Annotated in this window: 16 protein-coding genes; 13 read left to right on the top strand and 3 right to left on the bottom strand. The window is 39.0% G+C overall.

Annotation, left to right across the window (positions count from 1 at the left end; genetic code table 11):
• Window positions 1-9: 9 nt before the first annotated feature.
• Window positions 10-1116, bottom strand: a complete 1107-nt coding sequence (locus DDZ16_RS18750) for a DUF4831 family protein (RefSeq protein WP_109266030.1) — start codon at window positions 1114-1116, stop codon at window positions 10-12.
• Window positions 1117-1282: 166 nt separating this feature from the next.
• Complete coding sequence (locus DDZ16_RS18745) at window positions 1283-2785, bottom strand: NAD(P)H-hydrate dehydratase (RefSeq protein ID WP_109266018.1); 1503 nt, start codon at window positions 2783-2785, stop codon at window positions 1283-1285.
• A gap of 405 nt (window positions 2786-3190) precedes the next feature.
• Between DDZ16_RS18745 and DDZ16_RS18740 the strand changes: the two genes are divergently transcribed.
• The 12 genes from DDZ16_RS18740 to DDZ16_RS18685 all read left to right on the top strand — a co-directional run bounded on the left by DDZ16_RS18740 (window position 3191) and on the right by DDZ16_RS18685 (window position 17371).
• Window positions 3191-4699, top strand: a complete 1509-nt coding sequence (locus DDZ16_RS18740; RefSeq protein WP_109266017.1) for a peptide MFS transporter — start codon at window positions 3191-3193, stop codon at window positions 4697-4699.
• Window positions 4700-5032: 333 nt separating this feature from the next.
• Window positions 5033-6457 carry an MBOAT family O-acyltransferase gene (locus tag DDZ16_RS18735; protein WP_109266016.1) on the top strand — a complete coding sequence of 475 codons (1425 nt, stop codon included), beginning with the start codon at window positions 5033-5035 and terminating at the stop codon, window positions 6455-6457.
• 11 nt (window positions 6458-6468) lie between these two features.
• The gene (locus tag DDZ16_RS18730; protein ID WP_109266015.1) at window positions 6469-7524 is read left to right on the top strand and encodes a hypothetical protein; all 1056 of its coding nucleotides are present in this window, start codon (window positions 6469-6471) and stop codon (window positions 7522-7524) included.
• A 720-nt stretch (window positions 7525-8244) separates the two neighbouring features.
• Window positions 8245-8724, top strand: coding sequence for a DUF4199 domain-containing protein (locus DDZ16_RS18725; RefSeq protein ID WP_109266014.1), 480 nt, complete (start codon window positions 8245-8247; stop codon window positions 8722-8724).
• 125 nt (window positions 8725-8849) lie between these two features.
• Window positions 8850-9434, top strand: a complete 585-nt coding sequence (locus tag DDZ16_RS18720) for an outer membrane beta-barrel protein (RefSeq protein WP_109266013.1) — start codon at window positions 8850-8852, stop codon at window positions 9432-9434.
• A gap of 218 nt (window positions 9435-9652) precedes the next feature.
• On the top strand, window positions 9653-10675 hold the full coding sequence (locus DDZ16_RS18715) for a sensor histidine kinase (protein WP_158275710.1): 1023 nt from the start codon (window positions 9653-9655) through the stop codon (window positions 10673-10675).
• A 10-nt stretch (window positions 10676-10685) separates the two neighbouring features.
• Window positions 10686-11441, top strand: coding sequence for a LytR/AlgR family response regulator transcription factor (locus DDZ16_RS18710; RefSeq protein WP_109266029.1), 756 nt, complete (start codon window positions 10686-10688; stop codon window positions 11439-11441).
• Between the two features lie 279 nt (window positions 11442-11720).
• On the top strand, window positions 11721-12677 hold the full coding sequence (locus DDZ16_RS18705) for an alpha/beta hydrolase family protein (protein ID WP_109266011.1): 957 nt from the start codon (window positions 11721-11723) through the stop codon (window positions 12675-12677).
• 426 nt (window positions 12678-13103) lie between these two features.
• Window positions 13104-15461: a TonB-dependent receptor gene (locus tag DDZ16_RS18700; RefSeq protein ID WP_109266010.1), complete on the top strand. Its 2358-nt coding sequence runs from the start codon at window positions 13104-13106 to the stop codon at window positions 15459-15461.
• 208 nt (window positions 15462-15669) lie between these two features.
• Window positions 15670-16287: a nitroreductase family protein gene (locus tag DDZ16_RS18695; protein WP_109266009.1), complete on the top strand. Its 618-nt coding sequence runs from the start codon at window positions 15670-15672 to the stop codon at window positions 16285-16287.
• Window positions 16288-16334: 47 nt separating this feature from the next.
• On the top strand, window positions 16335-16901 hold the full coding sequence (locus tag DDZ16_RS18690) for a YceI family protein (protein ID WP_109266008.1): 567 nt from the start codon (window positions 16335-16337) through the stop codon (window positions 16899-16901).
• A gap of 20 nt (window positions 16902-16921) precedes the next feature.
• Window positions 16922-17371 carry a MarR family winged helix-turn-helix transcriptional regulator gene (locus tag DDZ16_RS18685; RefSeq protein WP_109266007.1) on the top strand — a complete coding sequence of 150 codons (450 nt, stop codon included), beginning with the start codon at window positions 16922-16924 and terminating at the stop codon, window positions 17369-17371.
• 35 nt (window positions 17372-17406) lie between these two features.
• On the opposite strand, the gene larE is transcribed toward DDZ16_RS18685, so the two are convergent.
• Window positions 17407-18228, bottom strand: coding sequence for an ATP-dependent sacrificial sulfur transferase LarE (gene larE, locus DDZ16_RS18680; RefSeq protein ID WP_109266006.1), 822 nt, complete (start codon window positions 18226-18228; stop codon window positions 17407-17409).
• A 607-nt stretch (window positions 18229-18835) separates the two neighbouring features.
• Between larE and DDZ16_RS18675 the strand changes: the two genes are divergently transcribed.
• Entirely contained in the window at window positions 18836-20782 is a 1947-nt protein-coding gene (locus DDZ16_RS18675) for a sensor histidine kinase (RefSeq protein ID WP_109266005.1), read from the top strand.
• Window positions 20783-20785: the final 3 nt, after the last annotated feature.

Below are 20785 nucleotides of genomic sequence, written 5' to 3'. Positions count from 1 at the left end.
TTTATACGGTTATTTGGTTTTTATTTCAAGTATGGCTCCGGTTTTGGAATCCATTTTTACAGCTGTATCAGGGTTGTCAAGCAGTGATGCCGGCAATTGATGCATGCTTCCAAATTGACCGACGAGTATTTCTTTTTCATTCAGCAATACAGTGCGATCAATAATTTTAACAGTAGCCTTGGCGGGTCTGCAATAGTATAAGCCGGAACGTTCCTTTTCTTCTTTTTGGGTTTGGTCTATTTGGGGTAAATCCGGTTCCTTATCTTTTGTGTCTGCCTGAACTTCAATGTAAACAGGTGTTCCACTCATGTCGATTGTATTTGTAAAACCTTTTTGAGAGGAAAATCGACACAATACCTGATTGGCAGGTTGGCCGGGATCTGGCAGAAAAGTGAATGTTTTAGTAACGGAGGTGGTTTGCCTTTTACCTCTGAATAAAGAGAGGTATTGACTCTCAAGACGATCGATTTCTTTCAAAAGCCTTTCGTAGGCTCCATTATCCGGAGGTAGTTTTTGCATATCACTTTCGATCAATCTTCTACGGGCATCTCTCAACCGGTAAATTTCGGCTGCTACTTCTTCCGCAGTGGCAGCACTGGAAGTTTTTATCAATTGTTCCTCGGTGAATGGGATGTCATTAAACGACATATCCTCTTTATCAGTGCTTTCTGGTTTTCTGAGTTCAACCTCCTCCTCTTCAAGAGTTTTTTTTGTGATGCCTGATAGGTTTAGCCCTTTTAAGATGCCATCAGGAGTGAGATTAACCGCAGCTCCTGACGGGGTGCCTTCTGATGTTATATAAAAGGTACGGTCAGGATCGGGGATGCTTGAGGTTGATATTTTTGCTCCGTTAATTGTCCAATAAGTTTTGTCCTCGGTTATGATGTCCGTGAGGTTTAAAAATCTTTGGGAATATCGATAGTAAGGGCCTTTTTTTTCAACGGTTTCGGTAGCCGTGATTTCAACTTTTATTATGGTTGATGGCAGATTGTAAATGATTCCGTCTGAAATGGACTGGTCTTCCTTAGCTAATGAGAAGTCTGCTCTGGAAATCGGTTGCTGAGAGCTACAGGCCCCCAGAATAAAAAGCATTATTAAGAAAAAAATATTCTTCATGGCTCTCTGAATTGACATTGTAATTAATATGATATTTTTTCTAATTCTTTAGATACCGAACGGTTGATAAGGCTGCTTTATTATTTGTCTTAATCCTAATGCCGGTTCGACAAATTTTTTAACAAAAACCAAAGTTAGTAAAAATAGAATGGCTGCGGAACTATTTTCATGTCGCATGAGCAAAGGCTGGACCAAGGTTTTTGATGATGTCTGTGGCAATCGTCCCTCTTTGGCCATCTGCTGAGGCGAAATCACCTGCCAATCCATGCACATAAACAGCTATTCGTGCTGCATCGAAAGAGCGAATGCCATTGGCCAGCAGGGCAAGAATTATTCCGGTCAAGGTGTCGCCACTTCCTGCTGTGGCCATCCCCGGGTTACCAGTAGTGTTGAAACTTACTTCCCCGTTTGATGAAATTACAGCTGTGTAAGCACCTTTTAAAACCAGCACTACTTTATGCTTTTTAGCAAAATCGATGGCCACTTGAAGTCTGTGATAATCATCTTTTACCGGGCCTGTCAGGCGCTCAAACTCCTTTGGATGAGGTGTGAGAACCGTTTCCTGAGGCAGATGATCCAGCATTTCGGGATCTGAACTGAGAATGTTTAATCCATCGGCATCAATCACTAATTTTTTGTTGTGGGCAGCAGGGAGAAGGTCTTTTAGCGCTCTGTGCGAGTTCACCTGAGTTCCCAGGCCGGGGCCAATTCCAATAGCAGCAAATGCATCCAATGAAGGGAATTCTGTAAACATAAGGTCCGATCTGTCTACACTCATCATGGCTTCGGGAATGGCGGTTTGCAAAATGGATACCGCACTGTGTGGGACATGCGTGGTGAGTAACCCTACCCCTGAGCGAAGGCATGCTTTTGACGCCAGTAATGCAGCTCCTGTTTTTCCATAACTTCCGGCAATAAGTAATGCATGCCCCATGGTGCCTTTGTGGGCGAATTTGGGGGTGACAGGCATCATTTCATTAATTTCTGAAGGCTCCACTATTCGCCAGGGGGTAGCTGTTGCTTTTATTTTTTTACTGCTCAAACCGATGGGGAGTAAAACCCATTGGCCCACTTGTCCCTGATTTTCCGCGAATAAAAAAGCCAGCTTTGGCATTTGGAAGGATAAGGTAAATGTGGCTCTTATGATATTTTTACGGTTATTGTCGCTGTTGTCTTCACAAAAAAGCCCGGAAGGCACATCGACTGCGATTATCTGCGAGAAGTGATTGTTGATGAATGTGACAATTTTCGAAGCTTTCTCATTTAAGGGGCGGTTTAATCCTGATCCAAACAACCCGTCTATGGCAACCGTGTTTTCAGGCATATCTTCCGGCAGGGGATGTGTGGAGAGATCAATTATTGTGGAGGCGGATGTGTTTTTTAGTCGCTGGAGATTTTGGGCAGCATCAGGTGATAATTTCTCGGTGCGGTACAGACAGGTAATTACTTCACGACCATCCTTAATGAGCATGCGGGCAATTGCCAATGCATCACCCCCATTGTTTCCGGGGCCCACAAAAACGGCAAAGTTTTGGTTTGGATAATTTCTCGAAATCCACCGCCAGGCTTTATATGAAGCCCTTTCCATTAATTCGATAGAGTCAATAGGTTCGTTTTCAATTGTATATCTGTCAACCTCGCCGGTTTGATTTGATGTAAGTATTTTCATATTGCTGTTTTTCTTTTTTTCTTCGTAAAGATTTTTTTTGTCAATGAAATCAGGGTGTTGATCTGAAATCAGAAATGTAATAATCTAGTGTCAAGTCAAGTGTAGAAAGCTTTCTGTGCTGTGTTAATTTTAAAAAAAATTGCCCCTTTTAATCACAATATGAGAAATAACACTTTAAACTTTGGTTACAAAATGTATTTTTGTACCACTGTGTTTTTCAAATGTTTTTCTAAAGTCGGGTTAATGCGTTGTTTCGCAGTTATCTGCGGTTTTAGTTAGGGGGTTGTTTAAATAAAAACAACAAACACTTTCAAACCAAAAGACACTCAAATCATTAAAATGTTTGAAAAAAATAATAAAAAAAACGATTGAATAGCAAATAAACCTAAATTAAAAAGCAAAAGAATGGACACAACATCACAAAAACATCCCCAGGGACTGTGGGTGCTGTTTTTCACAGAAATGTGGGAGCGGTTCAGTTATTACGGGATGCGTGCCCTTTTGGTACTGTATCTTACTTCGACTATCGTAAACGGCGGATTTGCCTATGCCGAAAATCATGCGCTTGAAATCTATGGAATTTTCACAGGTTTGGTTTATTTGACCCCTATTCTTGGTGGTATCATTGCCGACAAGCTGATAGGACAGCGCAAATCCATCATCATTGGTGGGGTTATTATGGCACTTGGACAGGCAGCTTTGGCCTACTCCGAATATATAGCTGTTCCCGGTGGAGGAGGGGATGCTTTACAGGTGTTACGTGAGTATTGGCTATTTATCGGACTTGGATTGCTTATTATAGGTAATGGTTTCTTTAAGCCCAATATTTCGACAATGGTAGGGCGCTTGTATGCAGACGGAGATCCCCGGAAAGACTCCGCATTTACTATTTTCTATATGGGTATCAATCTTGGGGCATTTCTGGCTCCATTTATTGCCGGTTACCTTGGAGAAGAAATTGGTTGGTCATGGGGTTTTGGTTCAGTCGCCGTGGGAATGGTTCTTGGAACTGTTTGGTTTTGGGCACAGCAAAAGAAACTGGGCACTATCGGATTTGGCCCTAAAAGGAAGTTTGATTCCGAGACCGCCACATTAAATGGCCGCGACTGGGTCGAGATCTGGGTTTGGATTGCAGGAATTGTTGGTTTTATTTACCTCTTTGTAAAAACCTGGTGGACATTGCCTGAGGAATTAACTACATGGATTGTTCGAATTGTAGCACTTGCCGCTGTTACCATTGTGGCTTACATGGTAATAAAAAATACTACGGGAAAAACGGAATGGAGCCGCATTGGAGCCATTTTGGTGTTTTGTTTCTTTAATATCTTTTTCTGGTCCGGTTTTGAGCAAGCTGGTGGTACGTTCAACCTTTTTGCCCGTGATATGACTGACCGGATGGTTTTTAGTTTTGAAATTCCACCTTCCTGGTTCCAGTCTGTTAATGCTGCGATGATTGTTGGTCTGGCTCCGGTATTTTCTTTGCTTTGGGTATGGCTTGGACGCCGCAATCCTAATACGCCTGTGAAATTCGGACTTGGATTAGGCCTGTTGTCTCTTGGATTTGTGGTAATGTATGCTGCCGATACTACCGCATCAGTTAACAATCTGGTAAGTCCAATGTGGCTGGTAATGGTTTACCTGCTTCATACGATGGGCGAGCTTTGCCTGAGTCCTATTGGATTGAGTATGATCAGTAAACTTTCACCTCCGAAAATTACGTCCTTAATGATGGGACTGTGGTTTGGCTCCACAGCTTTGGCCAACTATCTGGCAGGAGCATTGAAAGGTATCCTGGAGAACTATCTGCCCGACATGAATTTATTCCTGTTCCTGGTTATCACTTCAGGTTCAGCAGCATTATTGCTGTTCGCCATTTCACCGTGGTTGAAAAAACTAATGCGCGGAATCGACTAGTTTTATTTAAGTCGATGATATATTAGCAAGGGTTGCCCGGGTTTGGGCAGCCCTTTTTTCGTTTTAAGCAACAGGCTTATTGATTTTACTCATTAAGTAAGCGGAGAAACAAATTCTAAAAAAGTGAAAAGTTTGAGGGTTTTAGGGGTAGGTCCCCTCCAGGCAATTTGCATTGTTTTTTTATCTGTTTGCATTGTCTGTTAACCTCCGTTTATGAGTAATTTGTCTAAAATATAAAGCAAAATGATACTTTTTAAAAACAAAAGAATAGAGCTACAGTTGTTATTGGTATAGTTTTCTTTTAATCCAATTCAGAGGTTAAAAACGGAATCCATGCTATTTAACTCGTTTATTTTCTTTGTCTTTCTGGGAGTCGTTCTTCCGATATTTTATTTTCTTCCGACCAGACAAAGCAAGAATATTTTTTTGGTGGCTGCCAGTTATTTCTTCTATGGGTATTGGGATTGGCGGTTTTGTTCTTTACTGGCTGTCTCCACTATTATTGATTATTTAGTGGGCCGAAAAATGCATCAAACCTCAAATGTCAAAAAAAGAAAAGGCCTTCTGGCCATTAGCCTTTTGGCCAATCTGGGAATTCTTGGTTTCTTTAAATATTTCAACTTCTTTGTGGATTCATTCCAAATGCTAACTGAACGCATGGGATTGCATCTGGATTATCTTCATTTAACAATCATTCTTCCGGTCGGTATATCATTCTATACCTTTCAAACTCTTTCCTATACCATTGATATCTACCGAAAAAAACTGAAGCCCACGCATAATTTTGTGGATTTTGCTTTATTTGTTTCCTTTTTTCCGCAATTGGTGGCCGGGCCAATTGAGCGGGCCAGAGCTCTGCTGCCGCAGTTGTCTGAAAAGTTGAAACCAAACAGGGAGCAGATTCAACAAGGCATAGTGCTTATTGTTATGGGGTTGTTCCGCAAGGTCATGATTGGCGATACCGCAGGACGATTTGTGGATAATATTTTTCAGAACCTTGAATTGTATAAATCGGTTGAGATTCTGGCTGCTCTTATTCTCTTTTCGGTTCAAATCTACGCCGATTTTTCTGGGTACAGTCATATCGCACGTGGAACAGCAAAATTACTGGGAATTGAGTTGATGAAGAATTTTCAACAGCCTTATTTGTCAAGAAATATCACTGAGTTTTGGAGACGATGGCACATTTCACTTTCCTCCTGGCTAAAGGATTATCTGTACATCTCTTTGGGAGGCAACCGAAAAGGTAATATCCAAACCTATATAAACCTGATGCTAACCATGTTGCTTGGAGGATTATGGCATGGGGCCAGCTGGAATTTCGTGATTTGGGGCGGATTACACGGACTTTACCTGGCGGTTCATAAAATGTTTCTGGGCAATAAAAAAATTGAAGCTCAAAATATGGATTCTGTCAATTTCAGAAATGTATTTAATATATTCATCACCTTTGTACTGGTGCTTATTACCTGGCTTTTCTTTCGATCTACTTCCTGGGATACTACAACTTTGTTTATTAGTAAGTTGGTAAACTGGGAGCAAAGCGAACACACACTTCTTTTTGTAACGGTGACTTTGGCTTATCTGGCAATGACTTACTTGCTTGATGTTTTGGAGTACTCTTCCCGCAGGCATACTTATCTGTTGAAAATCCGGTCGCATGGTGTTAAATTGGGGGTATTGTCGGCGATGTTCTTTATTACCCTGGTATATATGTTTCAGGCTGAGCCCGCGCCATTTATATATTTCCAATTCTAAAAGAAGTAATTATGAAAAAGGAAATATTTTTATTTGCAATAGCTTTCATTATCACTTTTTTAATTTCTGAAGTGTTCATCAGAACCACTCATCTGGCTTCTGTGTCTTATACCGATTTTTATGAAGATATTGGCAGGGCACGTCGACAGAATTTCAATTATGTATTTTTTAACGAGGGTTTCGGAATTGGTGAATTTAATGAATTCAGATACAGTGGGGAGGGGATTCCTCCTGAAAAAGACTCCAATACCATTCGGATTATTCTCATGGGGGATTCATATGTTGAAGCCCTTCAGGTGTTTGATCGTCATTATTTTGGAAATATTGCAGAGCAATTCTTAAGTGAACGTTTTTCTGATACGGATTTTGAGTTGCTCAACTTCGGTCGAAGCGGGTTCGATCTGGCCAATGTTTATGCCTATCATAAGACTTTTGCAGAAAATTTTAATCCTGACTATATTCTTTACTTCATTACCAGGGGAGATTTAAAGCCTAAGAATGAAGACCCTTTAAGACCTAAGCTGCAGATTCAAAATGACAGTCTGGTGGTGGATTTTGATTTTCCGGAACAGGAACTTAAGCTTTTTGAGACCACTAAATTCTTTTTGCAGGAGTCAGCCATTGTTAACATGCTCAATAATGGCAGAAAGAAAGCAGAAAGTATTCCTGTTGGTTCAATTCTACTTGGAAAAGTTTATACATGGATGCAACCTGCTGCTGGTGTATCTGAAGAAATGGAGGCAACAGAGACTGAAAATTATGAGATTAATCCGGTAACCCAAAAAATCATTCAATCAATCGATCCTGACAGGATAATTGTTTTTAACAGGAGTTTCTCTGATTTACCTGTAGAATTTGAAATTCTTTGTCATGATAATAATGTGAGGCTCTATGACCTTGGGCAATCGTTAGATTCATTACGCCAAACCGGACAAGACCCGGTTGCATGGCCTGTGACAAATAAATACGGCCACTGGAATCATCTGGGCCATCGTTTCGTGGGGGAAGAAGTCGGTCGTTATCTTTCAGGAATTCTGAAAAAAGAGTATGTCAATAACTTTGAGTAAGGAAATAATGAGGCATATAATCAATTGATTAGGAGTGACGGGTGTTTTCTGTAATGGTTCTTAATTTTTCTTGTTTACTTAGGGCTTGCTGAGAAATGCTTATATGTCTACGCGTCAACACATTGAGTGTGCTTTAACAAGAATGAAGTGCAAGGATGTTTGTTTGGAATCACAATTAGCTTTGCATTTGGGAAATTCTTTAGGATAAAATTTTAGTAGTTTTTGTTCTGAAAGATTGTTTAAAAACAGCTACGCATCTTAGTATTTAAAAGGCGCGCGGGCCCGTCCGTTTTCCGGGCCGGCGGTTGGCGAGAAGGCTTAATGGGCGACTTCCAGGCCTTGCGGGCTAGCCGGAAATTAAGCCTGATGCGGGTGGATAGGTTTAACCGGACTAGTCCCGATATAGGTTTTGTAAAGTTTTAGTTAAAAAACTCACAAAAACCATAATCGGGATTTGTTTCTTTTTGGGGCAATGCCAAAAAGAAAATCAATAAAAAAATAAAAATGAGGTTGCTGACTTTTTTAGCAATCCCTAATTGTTTATATAGCAACCTGTTATGACGCAATGCTCTGTTGAACTTTTATAATATATTCCTAATCAATTGTCTGAGGATATACTTTGATTTAAGCGAATACACAGGTTTTCAGTGTTGTGAGATTTGTCTTTCATCTAACCTGACTACCGCCAGGCAAGTGTCTAAAACTCTAATGATCTATAATATGAAGGGGATTAAAATTGAATTAAAATGGGCCGTTATTTTTGTAATTGCCAATCTGCTGTGGATGTATCTGGAACGTCTTGTCGGATTACATGATGAGCTGATTGACAAGCACGCTATACTTACGAATTTATATGCTATTCCTGCGGTAGCAATATATGTGTTAGCTTTACTGGATAAACGTAAGAACTATTACAACGGTATAATGAGCTATAAAGAAGGAGTCATATCAGGCTTAATAATTACCCTTATTGTAACGCTCCTTAATCCCGTATCCCAATATCTTACTTCAGAGGTTATTGCACCGGATTATTTTCCAAATGTCATTGATTACGTGTCTCGAACAGGGGAAATGACCCGGGCAGAAGCCGAGGCTTATTTTAATCTTCCGAGTTATATTTCGATGGGACTCATATATGCGCCTATAATGGGAATAATTACTACATTAATCGTTGCATTCTTTGCCAGGAAAAAGGGGTGACCGTTTCCTCTTCCACTGATATTACATCTTCGTCTTACTCAGATGCACACTCGTCATGGTTTTGTTGGTGATGGGTTGGCACTCAAATACTTTTGTCTCTCAGAAAATCAAAAAAAATTAAAACAATGAAGACAAGAGGATTATTTTTAGTGGTATTGCTTTTATTTTTGGCCAAAGGGTATGCGCAAGAAAACAAAAGCCGTTTTTCTTTTGAGTTAAACAGTGGCGTTTCATTTGCCACATCTGAATTGGGAGATGTTGAACTAAAACCTGGTTTTGGGTTTGAAGGTATTTTTCATTACAGGCTCCAGCAGCACTGGGGATTATATGCCGGTTGGGGCTGGAATAAGCTGACTTCTAAAGAGAAAATTTCCGGAGAGAATCTTGATTTTGAAGAAACGGGATATGTGTTTGGACTTCAGTATAAGCATCCCATATCCGAGCTTCCATTGAACTATTATCTTAGGGCCGGCGGTTTGTATAATCACATCGAGACAGAATCTACCGATGGAACCATTGTGGATGATACCGGTCATGGATTTGGATGGCAATTTGCGGGTGGCGTGGAAATTGGTCTGGGCAGCAAGTGGAGCCTGATGCCTGGCTTTAAATTTAATTCACTTTCCCGCAGTACAGATTATTTCGGAACTTCAACGGACCTTGATCTAAATTATTTATCTCTTCGTGTCGGTATTTTGAAGAAATTTTAGTCTCCTAATTAAATAATTGATAATTTCCACCAAATTTTAAATCGGTTCAAATTTCAATGCCTGGAAAGGTGGATGAAATCATCACTCTGATATTTTACCTCAGAAACCTGGTTGAATCAATTAAACCGGGTTTCTACTTTATTTAAATGTAAGACCAATTGTGCAGTATGTTTTTCAAACGGATACATAATTTTTTCCCTTTCCTAAAGTTGCTGAAATTGCTGATATTTCTTGCAATTGGTGTTCAGCTTGCGGTTATTGCTTATACTCATTTTAGCGGCTATTATATCCTTCAGGGATATGGACATTTCTTTACGCGCTTTGCAGTGGGGACTTCTTTAAGTTTACTGGCCAGTTTTTTTCTGGCCTATCCCGATCTTTTGCTTATCCAGTATTTCAATAAATTTTTACCCTGGGGAAAGAGGGTCTTTAAGCGACTTTTTTTTCAATTATTTACTTCTGTTTTTATTGCGGCCATTGTTGCGATTGGAATCACTCTTTTGTCGCACCAGATAAAGTCATTTGAAGAAGATCTGGGAGAGGTGTTGTATTATAATTCCCTGATTGCTTCTGTTGTAAACCTTATACTTATGACCATATTGGAAGGGGCAATCTATTTTGAGGAAAGTAAAAAAGCACAACAAGAAGCCAGCAATCTTCAGGAAGAGCTTTCTCAGATAAAGTTTGAGGTGCTGAAGAGCCAGATTAATCCGCATTTCATGTTTAACAGTCTTAATGTGCTTTCAGGGCTTATCAAAAAAAATCCTGATAAAGCGCAGGAGTTTGTGGATGAGTTTGCTCATATTTACCGGTATGTTTTGGATACTATTGAGCAACCTGTAACAACCCTTGAACTTGAACTGGATTTTATGCGGTCATATTTATTTCTACAACAAATAAGATATGGACAGGATTTGAAGTTTACTGAGAATATAGGTGGAGAGCTTTTGTCTGCTTTACTGCCACCCTTATCTTTGCAGGTCTTACTCGAAAATGCCATAAAGCATAATGTTGTGAATAAAGAAAATCCTTTGAAAATTGATATCTTTACAAGGGGCGATTGGTTAGTTGTGAGAAACAATATCCAACCCAAAACCACCAGCAAATCGACTGGATTGGGATTGAAAAACCTTAGAAAACGTTATGCTTTCATTGGAGATACGGAGCCTCATTTTAAGGTTGTTAACGGCCACTATGTAGTGATGCTCCCTTTAGTAATGAATGAAGACCAGGGTCTTTGACATTTTTGATATGAAGGTACTTATTATTGAAGATGAACAGGTGGCAGCCGAAAAAATGGAGAATATGCTTTCGGAAATTGATCCTGCCATTCAAGTGCAGGATCGACTCGGTTCGGTAAAAGAGTCCGTAAGTTGGTTTTCCAAAAATTCTGCAGATATTGTTTTTATGGACATTCAATTGTCTGACGGAATCTGTTTTGATATTTTTGAAAGGGTATCGGTAAATACACCTGTTATTTTTACGACAGCTTATGATCAATATGCCATCAAAGCCTTTGAAGTAAACAGTGTTTCATATTTGTTAAAACCTATCAGATTAAAAGATCTTAGAGAAGCTTTGGAGAAATTTAAGTCATTGAAGCATTCCCTGAGCATGGATTTGCAGTCGTTGGTGGCTCAGTTAAAAGGGAACGAACCTCCCTTTAGAAAGCGGTTTCTCATCCAGATAGGAGAAAAAATTAAAAAGATAGAGGTTGAGGAAATTGCTTATTTCTATGCCCAGGAAAAAGGGGTTTACCTGAAACTCTTTAAAGGCAACAGTTATCCGGTTGAATTTTCTCTCGATAAGCTTGAAAATATATTGGATCCGGAACATTTTTTCAGAGTTAACCGGAAATTTCTGGTCAACATGAAAGCCATACAAAACATGACGGCTTACTCCCGGGGAAGGATAAAAGTAGAACTCAACCCGCCCATGCATGATGGTTTTGAGGTGATTGTTAGTATTGACAGGGTTTATGGTTTTAGGAGGTGGTTAAATAGTTAGTGTCGGTCTATAAACTAAGCAAACAGTACCAAAATTTATGTGCGTTTTCAGGTTGTTTTTGGGAGCATGGGCCTGTGAATTAATATTATGCTAATTTTATTTTACAATACTTAGTTTAACTTTTACAATACATTTGTTATCAATTGTTTGCAGGTATGTGTTTGTTTGGGATAATGCACAGGTTTTCAGTGTTATAATATTTGTCTTACATTTCATATCTATCCCGAAGCATTCGGAACTAACGCTCTATTAACTTTATCAATCCATAAAAAGCAATCTATGAAAAAAATTCTTTTTCTTGGTCTTGTTTTCCTGTCAGCCTGTTTCCAAAAGGGCCCCGATGGAAAGTTGATTTTTACCGAAGCTAATTCACAAAAGGGATTTAATTTTCCATTCTTTCTTTTTATCCCCGATGAAATGCCAACTGAAAAAACGGCAGTCTTAATTGTGGAACCCAATAATTCCGGATTTGCCGATGATGATTTCCAAAGACATATTGAAAAAGCTGAAAGAATTGCTTCGAGAGATTTTTATATGGGAAATTTCCTGGCCGGTGAGTTAGATTGTCCTCTGCTGGTTCCGGTTTTTCCACGCCGCAAAAGTACCTGGCGGATTTATTCCCACGCGCTTGACCGGGATGTTATGCTACAAAAGGGAAATGATCTTGAGCGCATTGATCTTCAGTTAATAAATATGATTGATGATGCCCGTAGTACTTTAAAAGATATGGGTTGCAGAGTAGATGATCAGGTTTTTCTTACGGGTTTTTCTGCTTCCGGGTCATTTGTTAATCGTTTCGCAGCCATCCATCCTGAGTTGGTAAAAGGAGTTGCAGGGGGTGGTGTAAACGGATTATTAATCTTGCCTGAAGACAGTGTTGAAGGAGAAGCTTTGAATTTCCCATTGGGGGTCAATGATTTTGACTCTCTTTTTAATAAGCCTTTTGCTTTGGATGCTTTTGCAAAAACGCCTCAGTTTCTGTTTATGGGGCAACTCGATGATAATGATGCTATTCCATATGAGGATGGTTATAATATAAAAGAAAGGAAACAGGTTTTTAGATTGCTTGGCGAAGAAATGCAACCTAAAAGATGGGAAGCTTGTGATTCCATCTATCAGTCCCATAATATAAATGCCCGCATAAGGACATTTGAAAATGTTGGGCACGAGCAGCCGGATAATGTGAAAGAGGAGGTTTTGAGTTTTTTCAGATCTTTAATGGCAATAGTTCCTTAAGTTTTTGAAATGCCTTTGGTTTTAATTGATTGTTTTAACGGGTCATGGTGTTCTAAAGTTCAGAATTCAGCAAAAAACGATTTGTTTTAAATCTCCTGATCTGCGGATCTGCCGGGCTATTGTGAAGAAAATTTTGTTCTTTTGATTAGCTGTTATTTTAGGATTAAGTGCAAAGAAATTTGAGTGTGATGCGAAATAAGCTTGCACTTTGGAGTTTGTTGATGTGACTTAAGGTTTTAGTATTTAATAATATAAGCGTTTTTCAGCGCCCCCTATGTACAATAGTAATACACGGAACTTATATGGCTAATTTCGCTATTAGTCAGTTCTTTTTGTTTGTTGATCTGTTTCAATTTCGCAATAAAACCGAACTTATGTATTTTTGGGCGTTCAGAATCAAAGTCTCTGTATTGGAATAGTAAAACTATGAATCGAGTTGTTTTCTTGTTCGTTTACTTGCTGATTGTTTCTTCTGTTTTCTCTCAGGAGCCTTTTCAAATTGTAAGAGGTGTTGTAAAAGATGCTTCTTCTCGTGAAACCCTTCCCGGAGCAAATGTATTACTCAGGGAAAAAGGGATGGGAACCATTACAAATATGGAAGGGCATTTTGAATTTAGTGAAGTTCCTGTGGGAAGATACACCCTTGAGGTTCGTTTCGTTGGTTACAATCCTGCGGTAATTCCCGAAATTGTGGTCGGATCGGGAAAAGAAGTGGTGCTCAATATAGATATGGAAGAGCGTGTCTCTCAAATAGAGGAAGTGGTTGTAAAATCTTCTTTCCGGAAAGACCGCCCAATTAATAGCATGGCATCTGTAAGTGCCCGAACGTTTTCAGTTGAAGAAGCCCGCAGGTATGCCGGTTCACTGGATGATCCCGGGCGTATGGCAGGTAATTTTGCAGGAGTGACTACAGCCGGTATTAATGTAAACGCGATTGTAGTTCGGGGTAATGCACCGAAAGGCTTACTTTGGCGACTTGAGGGAATTGACATTCCGGTTCCGAGTCATTTTGCCGGCTCTAATGTTGCCGGAGGAGGAGGTCTGACCATGTTTAGCAGTCAGGTGCTGGCCAATTCTGATTTTTATACCGGTGCTTTTCCTGCCGAATATGGAAATGGTACTGCAGGAGTTTTTGATATGAAACTCAGAAGCGGGAATAATCGCTCTTTCGAGTATTCCGGACAGGTAGGTGTTCAGGGTATTGAAGCCGCTGCAGAGGGGCCGCTGAAAAAGGATGGTCAGGGGTCTTTTCTGTTTAATTACCGATACTCTACCATGGCCCTGGTTTTTAAATTTCTTCCCGAAACTAAAGAGATGAATGAAATTCCGGTTTATCAGGATTTATCATTTAAACTGAATCTTCCGTCACCAAACGGAGGGACTTTTTCTCTATGGGGAATTGGTGGTTTAAGTAAAAGTACTTCTGATGGATTCGATGAGGCTGAAAAATGGGAGTTTCCTGAAAACCGGCAAAAGATGCGTTTTGAATACAACATGGGAGCCGGAGGTATTACTTACAAGAAGTCACTTTCAGGACAAACCTTCTTGCGTTCCACAATTGCTGCAAATGCCGGTCAACATCTTTACTCCGAAAAATTAAGATTGGATAAAGAAAATCCCTCAGAATTATCGCCAAAGCTTTTTGTTGAAAATATTGAGGGAAAAGTGACCTGGTCTTCATTGGTAACTCATAAATACAATGCTTCTCTGAATTTACGCGGAGGATTTGATGCCAATAGCTTGTTTTATGATTTGACAGGAAAAGCAAGGAATATTGAGTCCGGGAGTTTTGACCATTTTCTGGAGGGTGATGGAGAAACATGGCTTATGGAAGGTCATCTGCAGGGAAAATATAACTTTTCTGATGGCTTTTATATGACGGCAGGGGTTAATGCCTCATGGTTTCAGGTGACTGATGATTTTCGGTTGGAGCCCCGGCTCTCCATGGGCATGAATTTAAATCCCCAGCATTTCATCTCTTTTGGGTATGGAAATCATAGTCAGACTGAACCTCTTTTTATTTATTATGTGACTAATGGAAATGAGGCGGCGGATGAATCGATCAGACCCAACAAAACCCTGAAGCGCATGGGTGCTCATCACTTCGTGATAGGATACAATTGGAGTCCCACCAATTATTTCAGGGTGAAAGTAGAGCCTTATTATCAGGCTTTATATGATGTTCCTGTTGTTGCCAAAAGCCCTTATTCAATGCTTAATTTCCGAAGCGATTGGTCTTTTGACCGGAAATTGGTAAATGAAGGAACCGGGAAAAATATAGGAGTTGATGTAACTATTGAACGATTTCTTAAAAACGGGTATTATTACATGGTCACCGGTTCTGTTTATGACTCAAAATATAAAGGAGGCGATGATGTGGAGAGACGCACCAGATATGATGGAGGATATGTGCTTAATTTACTGGGGGGCAAAGAGTGGAAGGTAAGAAATAGAAACCTTCTGGGGGCAAATTTGAAAATAACGATGAGGGGCCCTTATTGGTTTCACCCTGTTGATGAAGAGGCAACCCACATGGCAAAGGAGGTGATTTATGATGAGCACAAACCTTTTGTGGACAGGTACTCTAACTTGGAAGCGATTACAGATTTTACACTTACGTATCGGGTGAATGGCAAAAAGACTTCCTCTGTTCTTGCACTCCAGATAAAAAATATTGCAGGTCGCCAGTATCAGGGTAAACGGTATAACCTGCAAAAAGAGCTGGTTGAAAATGAATTTTTTGATAGTGCAATTCCTTTTATTAGCTACAAAATTGAGTTCTAAACTCTAAATTTTTTGTGTCAGACTTTTCTAAATCCTTCTTGAATTGAATAGTTTTTGAGCCTTTATTCTTAAGGACAGCTCGTTATCATGTAATTTTGTAGTTGTATTATAATTTGAATTTTAATTAAAATAATATAATTCTCTATTAAGTGTTGCAACAAATAAAGGCATAACATATATTTGCACTGTAATCAAAAAATGAATCGATATGAATGCAGAATTATTACTCAAAGAGAGGCGGTCAATCAATTATTTTGATAAAAGCAAGCCTTTGTCAATGGATATCGTGAAAGAGATTGTGGATTTAGCTGTTATGGCTCCATCTGCATTTAATCTTCAACCCTGGAGAATTATATTGGTAACCAATCCCGATAGCAAACAAAAGCTTTACGAGCTTGCCAATAATCAGGACAAGATTCTGGAAGCTCCGGTCACAGTTGTTCTGGTAGGCAACAAAGAGGGGTATGATAGTCAAAACCCGGTGTGGGAAGAAATGCTAGAAAGTGTTGGGGGACATGATGCGATTGTAGACGGGGCCAAGCAGGCAGCTAAGTTTCTATATGGCTCAAGCGAGGAGAGAAAGTTAAAATTTGCAGAAAGCAATACCGGATTAATGGGCATGTCGCTAATGGTTTCTGCAAAAGAATTTGGCGTGGATTCTCATCCGATGAGCGGACTTGATTTCGATGGCATTCGCAAAGATTTTGGGCTTAGTAACGAAGAAGAAGTGGTAATGGCTATCAGTTTAGGGTACGCAGATGATTCTAAAGAATTATACCCAAGGCGTCCGAGGCGGTCATTTGATGAGATAGTTTCTGTTGTTTAAGACTTAGAAACAAAAAAGTTATTGTTTAATTATAAATAGAATAGATTATGAAAAAATTGTTCTTAGTTGTTGTCATTGGTGCTGTTGCTTTGGTTAATTTGAAAGCTCAGGATAGCCAAAATGTTGATTTGAATAAAAGTGAATTAACCTGGGAGGCAGAGAAAATAACTGGCTCTCATGCGGGAACTATAGATCTTAAATCAGGCAGTTTGGTTGTCAGTAATGGGCTTATTCAAAGCGGAGAGTTTGTCATCAATATGGAGAGTATTGCTGTAACCGATATTGAGGATGAGTCAACTAACCAGAAATTGGTAGGACACTTAAAATCGGCTGATTTTTTTGACGTTGAGAATTATGCTACCAGTAAATTTGTAATTGATGGTAGTGAAAAATCGGGATCTTCATTGAAAGTGACAGGCGATTTAACCATCAAAGGAAAAACCAATCCGGTTTCATTTGAAGCAAATTCAATTTCAGGAGGATATTCTGCTGAGATAGTGGTCGACAGAACATTATATGATGTGCGTTATGGATCTACCAAATTCTTTGATAACTTAGCAGACAAGGCAATTGATGATGAATTTACGATCAATGTGCAGTTGTTTCTTGAATAATTAACTGATATTGTTAAGCTATGCGCATCGAAGATGAGATAAAAGGTCGCTTTCGGAACGATTATTACAAAGGGTTTATCAACTTACGGTACACCACCAATATACTTAGTTATGAAATGGTAAAGTCTTTTAAGCGATTTGGCATTACCGAACCGCAGTATAACGTGTTGAGAATTCTTCGTGGTTTTCGTTCCGAAGCTCCTTTGTCTATTGGTTTCATAAAGGAGCGGATGCTGGATAAAGTATCAGATGTTAGTCGGATTATTGACCGTCTGGTAGAGAAAAAAATGGTTACCAGAGTTGAAAATCCTGCTGATAGAAGACAAAAAAGCATCGAAATTACTCCTGCCGGACTGCAACTTCTGGATGAGATGTTGGAATGTGAAAAAAAGACAGATAGTCTGCTAGCTAACCTCGATCCAGAAGAGGTGAAAGAGCTTAATCGCCTTCTGGACAAAGCCCGGGGATAATTGAAAAAATCCTCGTTTTTTTTTGATGCCCCTGGTTATTTATCCAAATTCAAATCCCTATTGAGTTTTCCCGATACCAAACCTTCTTTATCCAAAAATGCTTCCTTGAAACCTATCTTTTGAAATTGATCATTCAGATCAGTCATCAATTCTATCAACCTGGGTATTTCTTCCTTTGGTACCTCAATGGTGGCATTTCCAGATTTATAGCGGGCTCTTACATCTTTAAAACCATGCCGGTTAACCGCTTCTTCTGCCATTTCAACCATCTTCAATTTTTCACGGGTAATGTTTTCTCCATATGGGAATCGGCTGCTCATGCAAGGGCTCGCCGGTTTGTCCCACTCTTTAAGTTCAAAATGAAGTGCCATTCTTCTAATGTCTTCTTTTTCAAAACCACAGTCTGCCAAGGGGCTAAAAACATTGTATTCATCTGCTGCTTTCAGCCCGGGGCGATAGTCTCCCAGGTCACTTTTATTGCTGCCATTGATTATTTCAAATTCAGGATATACGCTTTCCCTTAGCTGAACCATTGCTGTGTATAGCGAATTTTTACACCAAAAACACCGATCAACCGGATTGCTGTTGTATCTGGGATCCTCAATTTCGCCTGGTTTTATTGTGTGGTGCTGAATAAAGTGAGAATCGCAGAAATCAAGAGCTTGCTGATAGTCTTTCCGTTTTAGTGCCGGAGAATCACCAATAATAGCAACGGCATTGTTCTTACCCAGAAAATGCCTTGCTAGAAAAGCGGCAAGGCATGAGTCTACGCCACCGGAGAGTGCGATTAATATTTTTTGGTGTTTATCAAACCATTCTTTTGCTAAATGGTATTTTGCCTGATCTAATTCAGTCATCGATTCTGTTTTTAATATAACGCTACTAATTTAGTAGTTTAAATTAGTGAATTTTGAGTTTACAGCAATAGTTTTTTCATTTTTTGAGTTTGAATATCAGTCTTGCGATATGAAAAAGAGGCGTTGAAAGAGTTTGTTTTACGTTGCCTTGGGATGGATAGTGTTCTGTTTGTTAGTCCTGTGTGTTGAGGTGTTTGGCATTGGGGATGATGGTTTTGATAAAATTAAAAAGGGCTGCCAGCGAAGCCGACAACCCTTTAACCTTAACCCTAACCCGATACAAATATACATCCTTTTTTATTATTGGCAAATAATTTCCAAAAAAAAATCAATTTTTTTTTCTTTAGATAGTGTCGGTCTATAAAGTCGGCTTTGAAACTGAGATAGAGTTCCGAAATTTGAAATATAGCATCAATTAAACAGGAGCATTTTTAAAAGGTTGTTATTTAAACTTTTCCAGGGATTCTTTTACTTTGTTTTTAATGGATTGAAGATCTCTTACAGAATGACTAAACTTCAATTTTTTAAATGAATGCAGATAAATGAATCTTAATAGCAATTATTTCGTAATTTGTAATTAATGCATTATTGTTTCTAAATTAACATAATGGAAAGCACAGCCCGGGTTTCTGAAAACTTATTTCACCTATTCGCAGATCTTTCTACCATAAAGGAAAAAGGTTTGCTGATTGCTTCTTTCACCCAAAAAATGGGAGAGATCTTTGAACCTACTGAATTTTTCTATACAAAGGATGTTGAAAGAAGCAACCATTTTTTTGAATTAAAATGCGGAATTAAGCATTGGGGATTTTTGGAAATTGTCAATGGAAACGAGCCTACTGAAACTGCATTAGAATTTATGCAAAAGGCTGTGAGATTGTTTATCTTTCTTTTGGAGGGTATATCTTCGGGTAATAAAAACATGTACAATCAGGGGTTTAATTCTTTTAGTAGTACAAGAGGTAATTTTTCCCTTCTTGAAAAGGAGGTGGATCGCTTAGGGATATCTTTAAAAGGGCAGGAATTTCCCCCTTCGTATGATACCAATAAAATGGAATCGGTGGAGGATATATCCTATAATCTGTTGTTCGAAACAATGAGTCAGGGTGTTGTTTTTCAGAATTCTGAAGGAATAATTACATCCATTAATCCGTCAGCTGTTGAAATTCTCGGACTTGAAAATCATGATGTGGTTGGTAGCAGGCCGCTTGAAGATGGATGGAAGATGGTTGACCGATACGGAAATGAGATTTTATGGGAGGATTTACCTTCTGTGGTGGCAATAAAAGAGAATCGACCAGTCAAGCAGAAAGTAGTAGGTGTTTTTAACCCGGCTAAGGAAAATTTTAAATGGTTGCTTTTGGATTCGATCCCTCTTCTTGATGTGGATAATAAAACTTCAAATAAGGTATATACCTGTTTTACAGATTATACAAAACAAAAGAAAACGGAGGATCAGTTATTGCTTCTTAGTCATTCTGTAGAGCAAAGCCCGGTAAGTATTATAATTACCGATTATGATGGAAACATTGAATATGTCAATCCAACCTTTTCAAAAGTTACGGGGTATTCCTTTGAAGAAGTAAGAGGCCAAAATCCCCGGATTATGAAATCGGGAGAAACCTCCATTGAACTTTATGAGGATTTGTGGGATACCATTTTAAGTGGCAATAAGTGGAGTGGAGAGTTAATCAACAAAAAGAAAGACGGAAGTTTTTACTGGGAACAACTCTTTGTATCTCCTTTGCTTCATGAAGATGGCAAAATATCTCATTTTGTGGCCATCAGGGAAGATGTCTCCGAGAAGAAGTCAATGATCGATAACCTGGTAAAAGCAAAGGAACAAGCTGAAAACAGCGATCGGTTAAAAACCGCTTTTTTGGCTAATATCAGCCATGAAATACGCACTCCAATGAATGGTATTCTTGGATTCCTTGAGCTTCTTCGAAATCCCGAACTTAACGATGAAGTAAAAGATCAGTATATTGATATAGTAAACCAGAGTGGAGATCGTTTATTAAGAACAATAAATGATTTAGTTGAAATATCGAAAATAGAATCCGGACAGGTTGATATAGAAATTTCAACTGTCTATGTTCCTGAAATAATGGATTATTATTTGCAGTTTTTTGTTCCAGATGTTCAGAAGAAACATTTAGGAATAAAAATTGCAGGTCAAATAGAAAACCCGGGTGCTTTAATTCAAACAGATCGTGCAAAAATAGAAGCCACACTGTCTAATTTGCTGACCAATGCCATAAAGTTTACTGAAGCAGGAGAAATTGAATTTGGGAATTATATAAAAGATGATAATTTAGTGTTTTTTGTTAAAGACTCAGGTGTTGGAATAGCTCCCGATCATATGGATATTGTATTTGAGAGATTTGTACAAGCCGATCTGAATATGACAAAACCTTATCAGGGAACAGGTCTCGGTCTTTCTATAGTGAAAGGGTATATTGAAATTTTGGGTGGAAAAATATGGGTAGAATCCCAGGAAGGAATAGGAAGTATCTTTTATTTTACCATTCCGTATAATCCTGTAAAACCTTAATTT

Source organism: Marinilabilia rubra (assembly GCF_003121985.1).
Lineage (GTDB): Bacteria > Bacteroidota > Bacteroidia > Bacteroidales > Marinilabiliaceae > Marinilabilia > Marinilabilia rubra.
This window is presented reverse-complemented; position numbering and strand designations above follow the sequence as displayed.

What these genes read in the sequence shown, in the direction of transcription:
- DDZ16_RS18695 (WP_109266009.1), top strand. Translation starts at nt 15,670, where the DNA reads ATGAATGCAGAATTATTACTCAAAGAGAGGCGGTCAATCAATTATTTT.
- DDZ16_RS18705 (WP_109266011.1), top strand. Translation starts at nt 11,721, where the DNA reads ATGAAAAAAATTCTTTTTCTTGGTCTTGTTTTCCTGTCAGCCTGTTTC.
- DDZ16_RS18700 (WP_109266010.1), top strand. Translation starts at nt 13,104, where the DNA reads ATGAATCGAGTTGTTTTCTTGTTCGTTTACTTGCTGATTGTTTCTTCT.
- DDZ16_RS18750 (WP_109266030.1), bottom strand. Translation starts at nt 1,116, where the DNA reads ATGAAGAATATTTTTTTCTTAATAATGCTTTTTATTCTGGGGGCCTGT.
- DDZ16_RS18735 (WP_109266016.1), top strand. Translation starts at nt 5,033, where the DNA reads ATGCTATTTAACTCGTTTATTTTCTTTGTCTTTCTGGGAGTCGTTCTT.
- larE (WP_109266006.1), bottom strand. Translation starts at nt 18,228, where the DNA reads ATGACTGAATTAGATCAGGCAAAATACCATTTAGCAAAAGAATGGTTT.
- DDZ16_RS18725 (WP_109266014.1), top strand. Translation starts at nt 8,245, where the DNA reads ATGAAGGGGATTAAAATTGAATTAAAATGGGCCGTTATTTTTGTAATT.
- DDZ16_RS18675 (WP_109266005.1), top strand. Translation starts at nt 18,836, where the DNA reads ATGGAAAGCACAGCCCGGGTTTCTGAAAACTTATTTCACCTATTCGCA.
- DDZ16_RS18710 (WP_109266029.1), top strand. Translation starts at nt 10,686, where the DNA reads ATGAAGGTACTTATTATTGAAGATGAACAGGTGGCAGCCGAAAAAATG.
- DDZ16_RS18690 (WP_109266008.1), top strand. Translation starts at nt 16,335, where the DNA reads ATGAAAAAATTGTTCTTAGTTGTTGTCATTGGTGCTGTTGCTTTGGTT.
- DDZ16_RS18740 (WP_109266017.1), top strand. Translation starts at nt 3,191, where the DNA reads ATGGACACAACATCACAAAAACATCCCCAGGGACTGTGGGTGCTGTTT.
- DDZ16_RS18685 (WP_109266007.1), top strand. Translation starts at nt 16,922, where the DNA reads ATGCGCATCGAAGATGAGATAAAAGGTCGCTTTCGGAACGATTATTAC.
- DDZ16_RS18745 (WP_109266018.1), bottom strand. Translation starts at nt 2,785, where the DNA reads ATGAAAATACTTACATCAAATCAAACCGGCGAGGTTGACAGATATACA.
- DDZ16_RS18720 (WP_109266013.1), top strand. Translation starts at nt 8,850, where the DNA reads ATGAAGACAAGAGGATTATTTTTAGTGGTATTGCTTTTATTTTTGGCC.
- DDZ16_RS18730 (WP_109266015.1), top strand. Translation starts at nt 6,469, where the DNA reads ATGAAAAAGGAAATATTTTTATTTGCAATAGCTTTCATTATCACTTTT.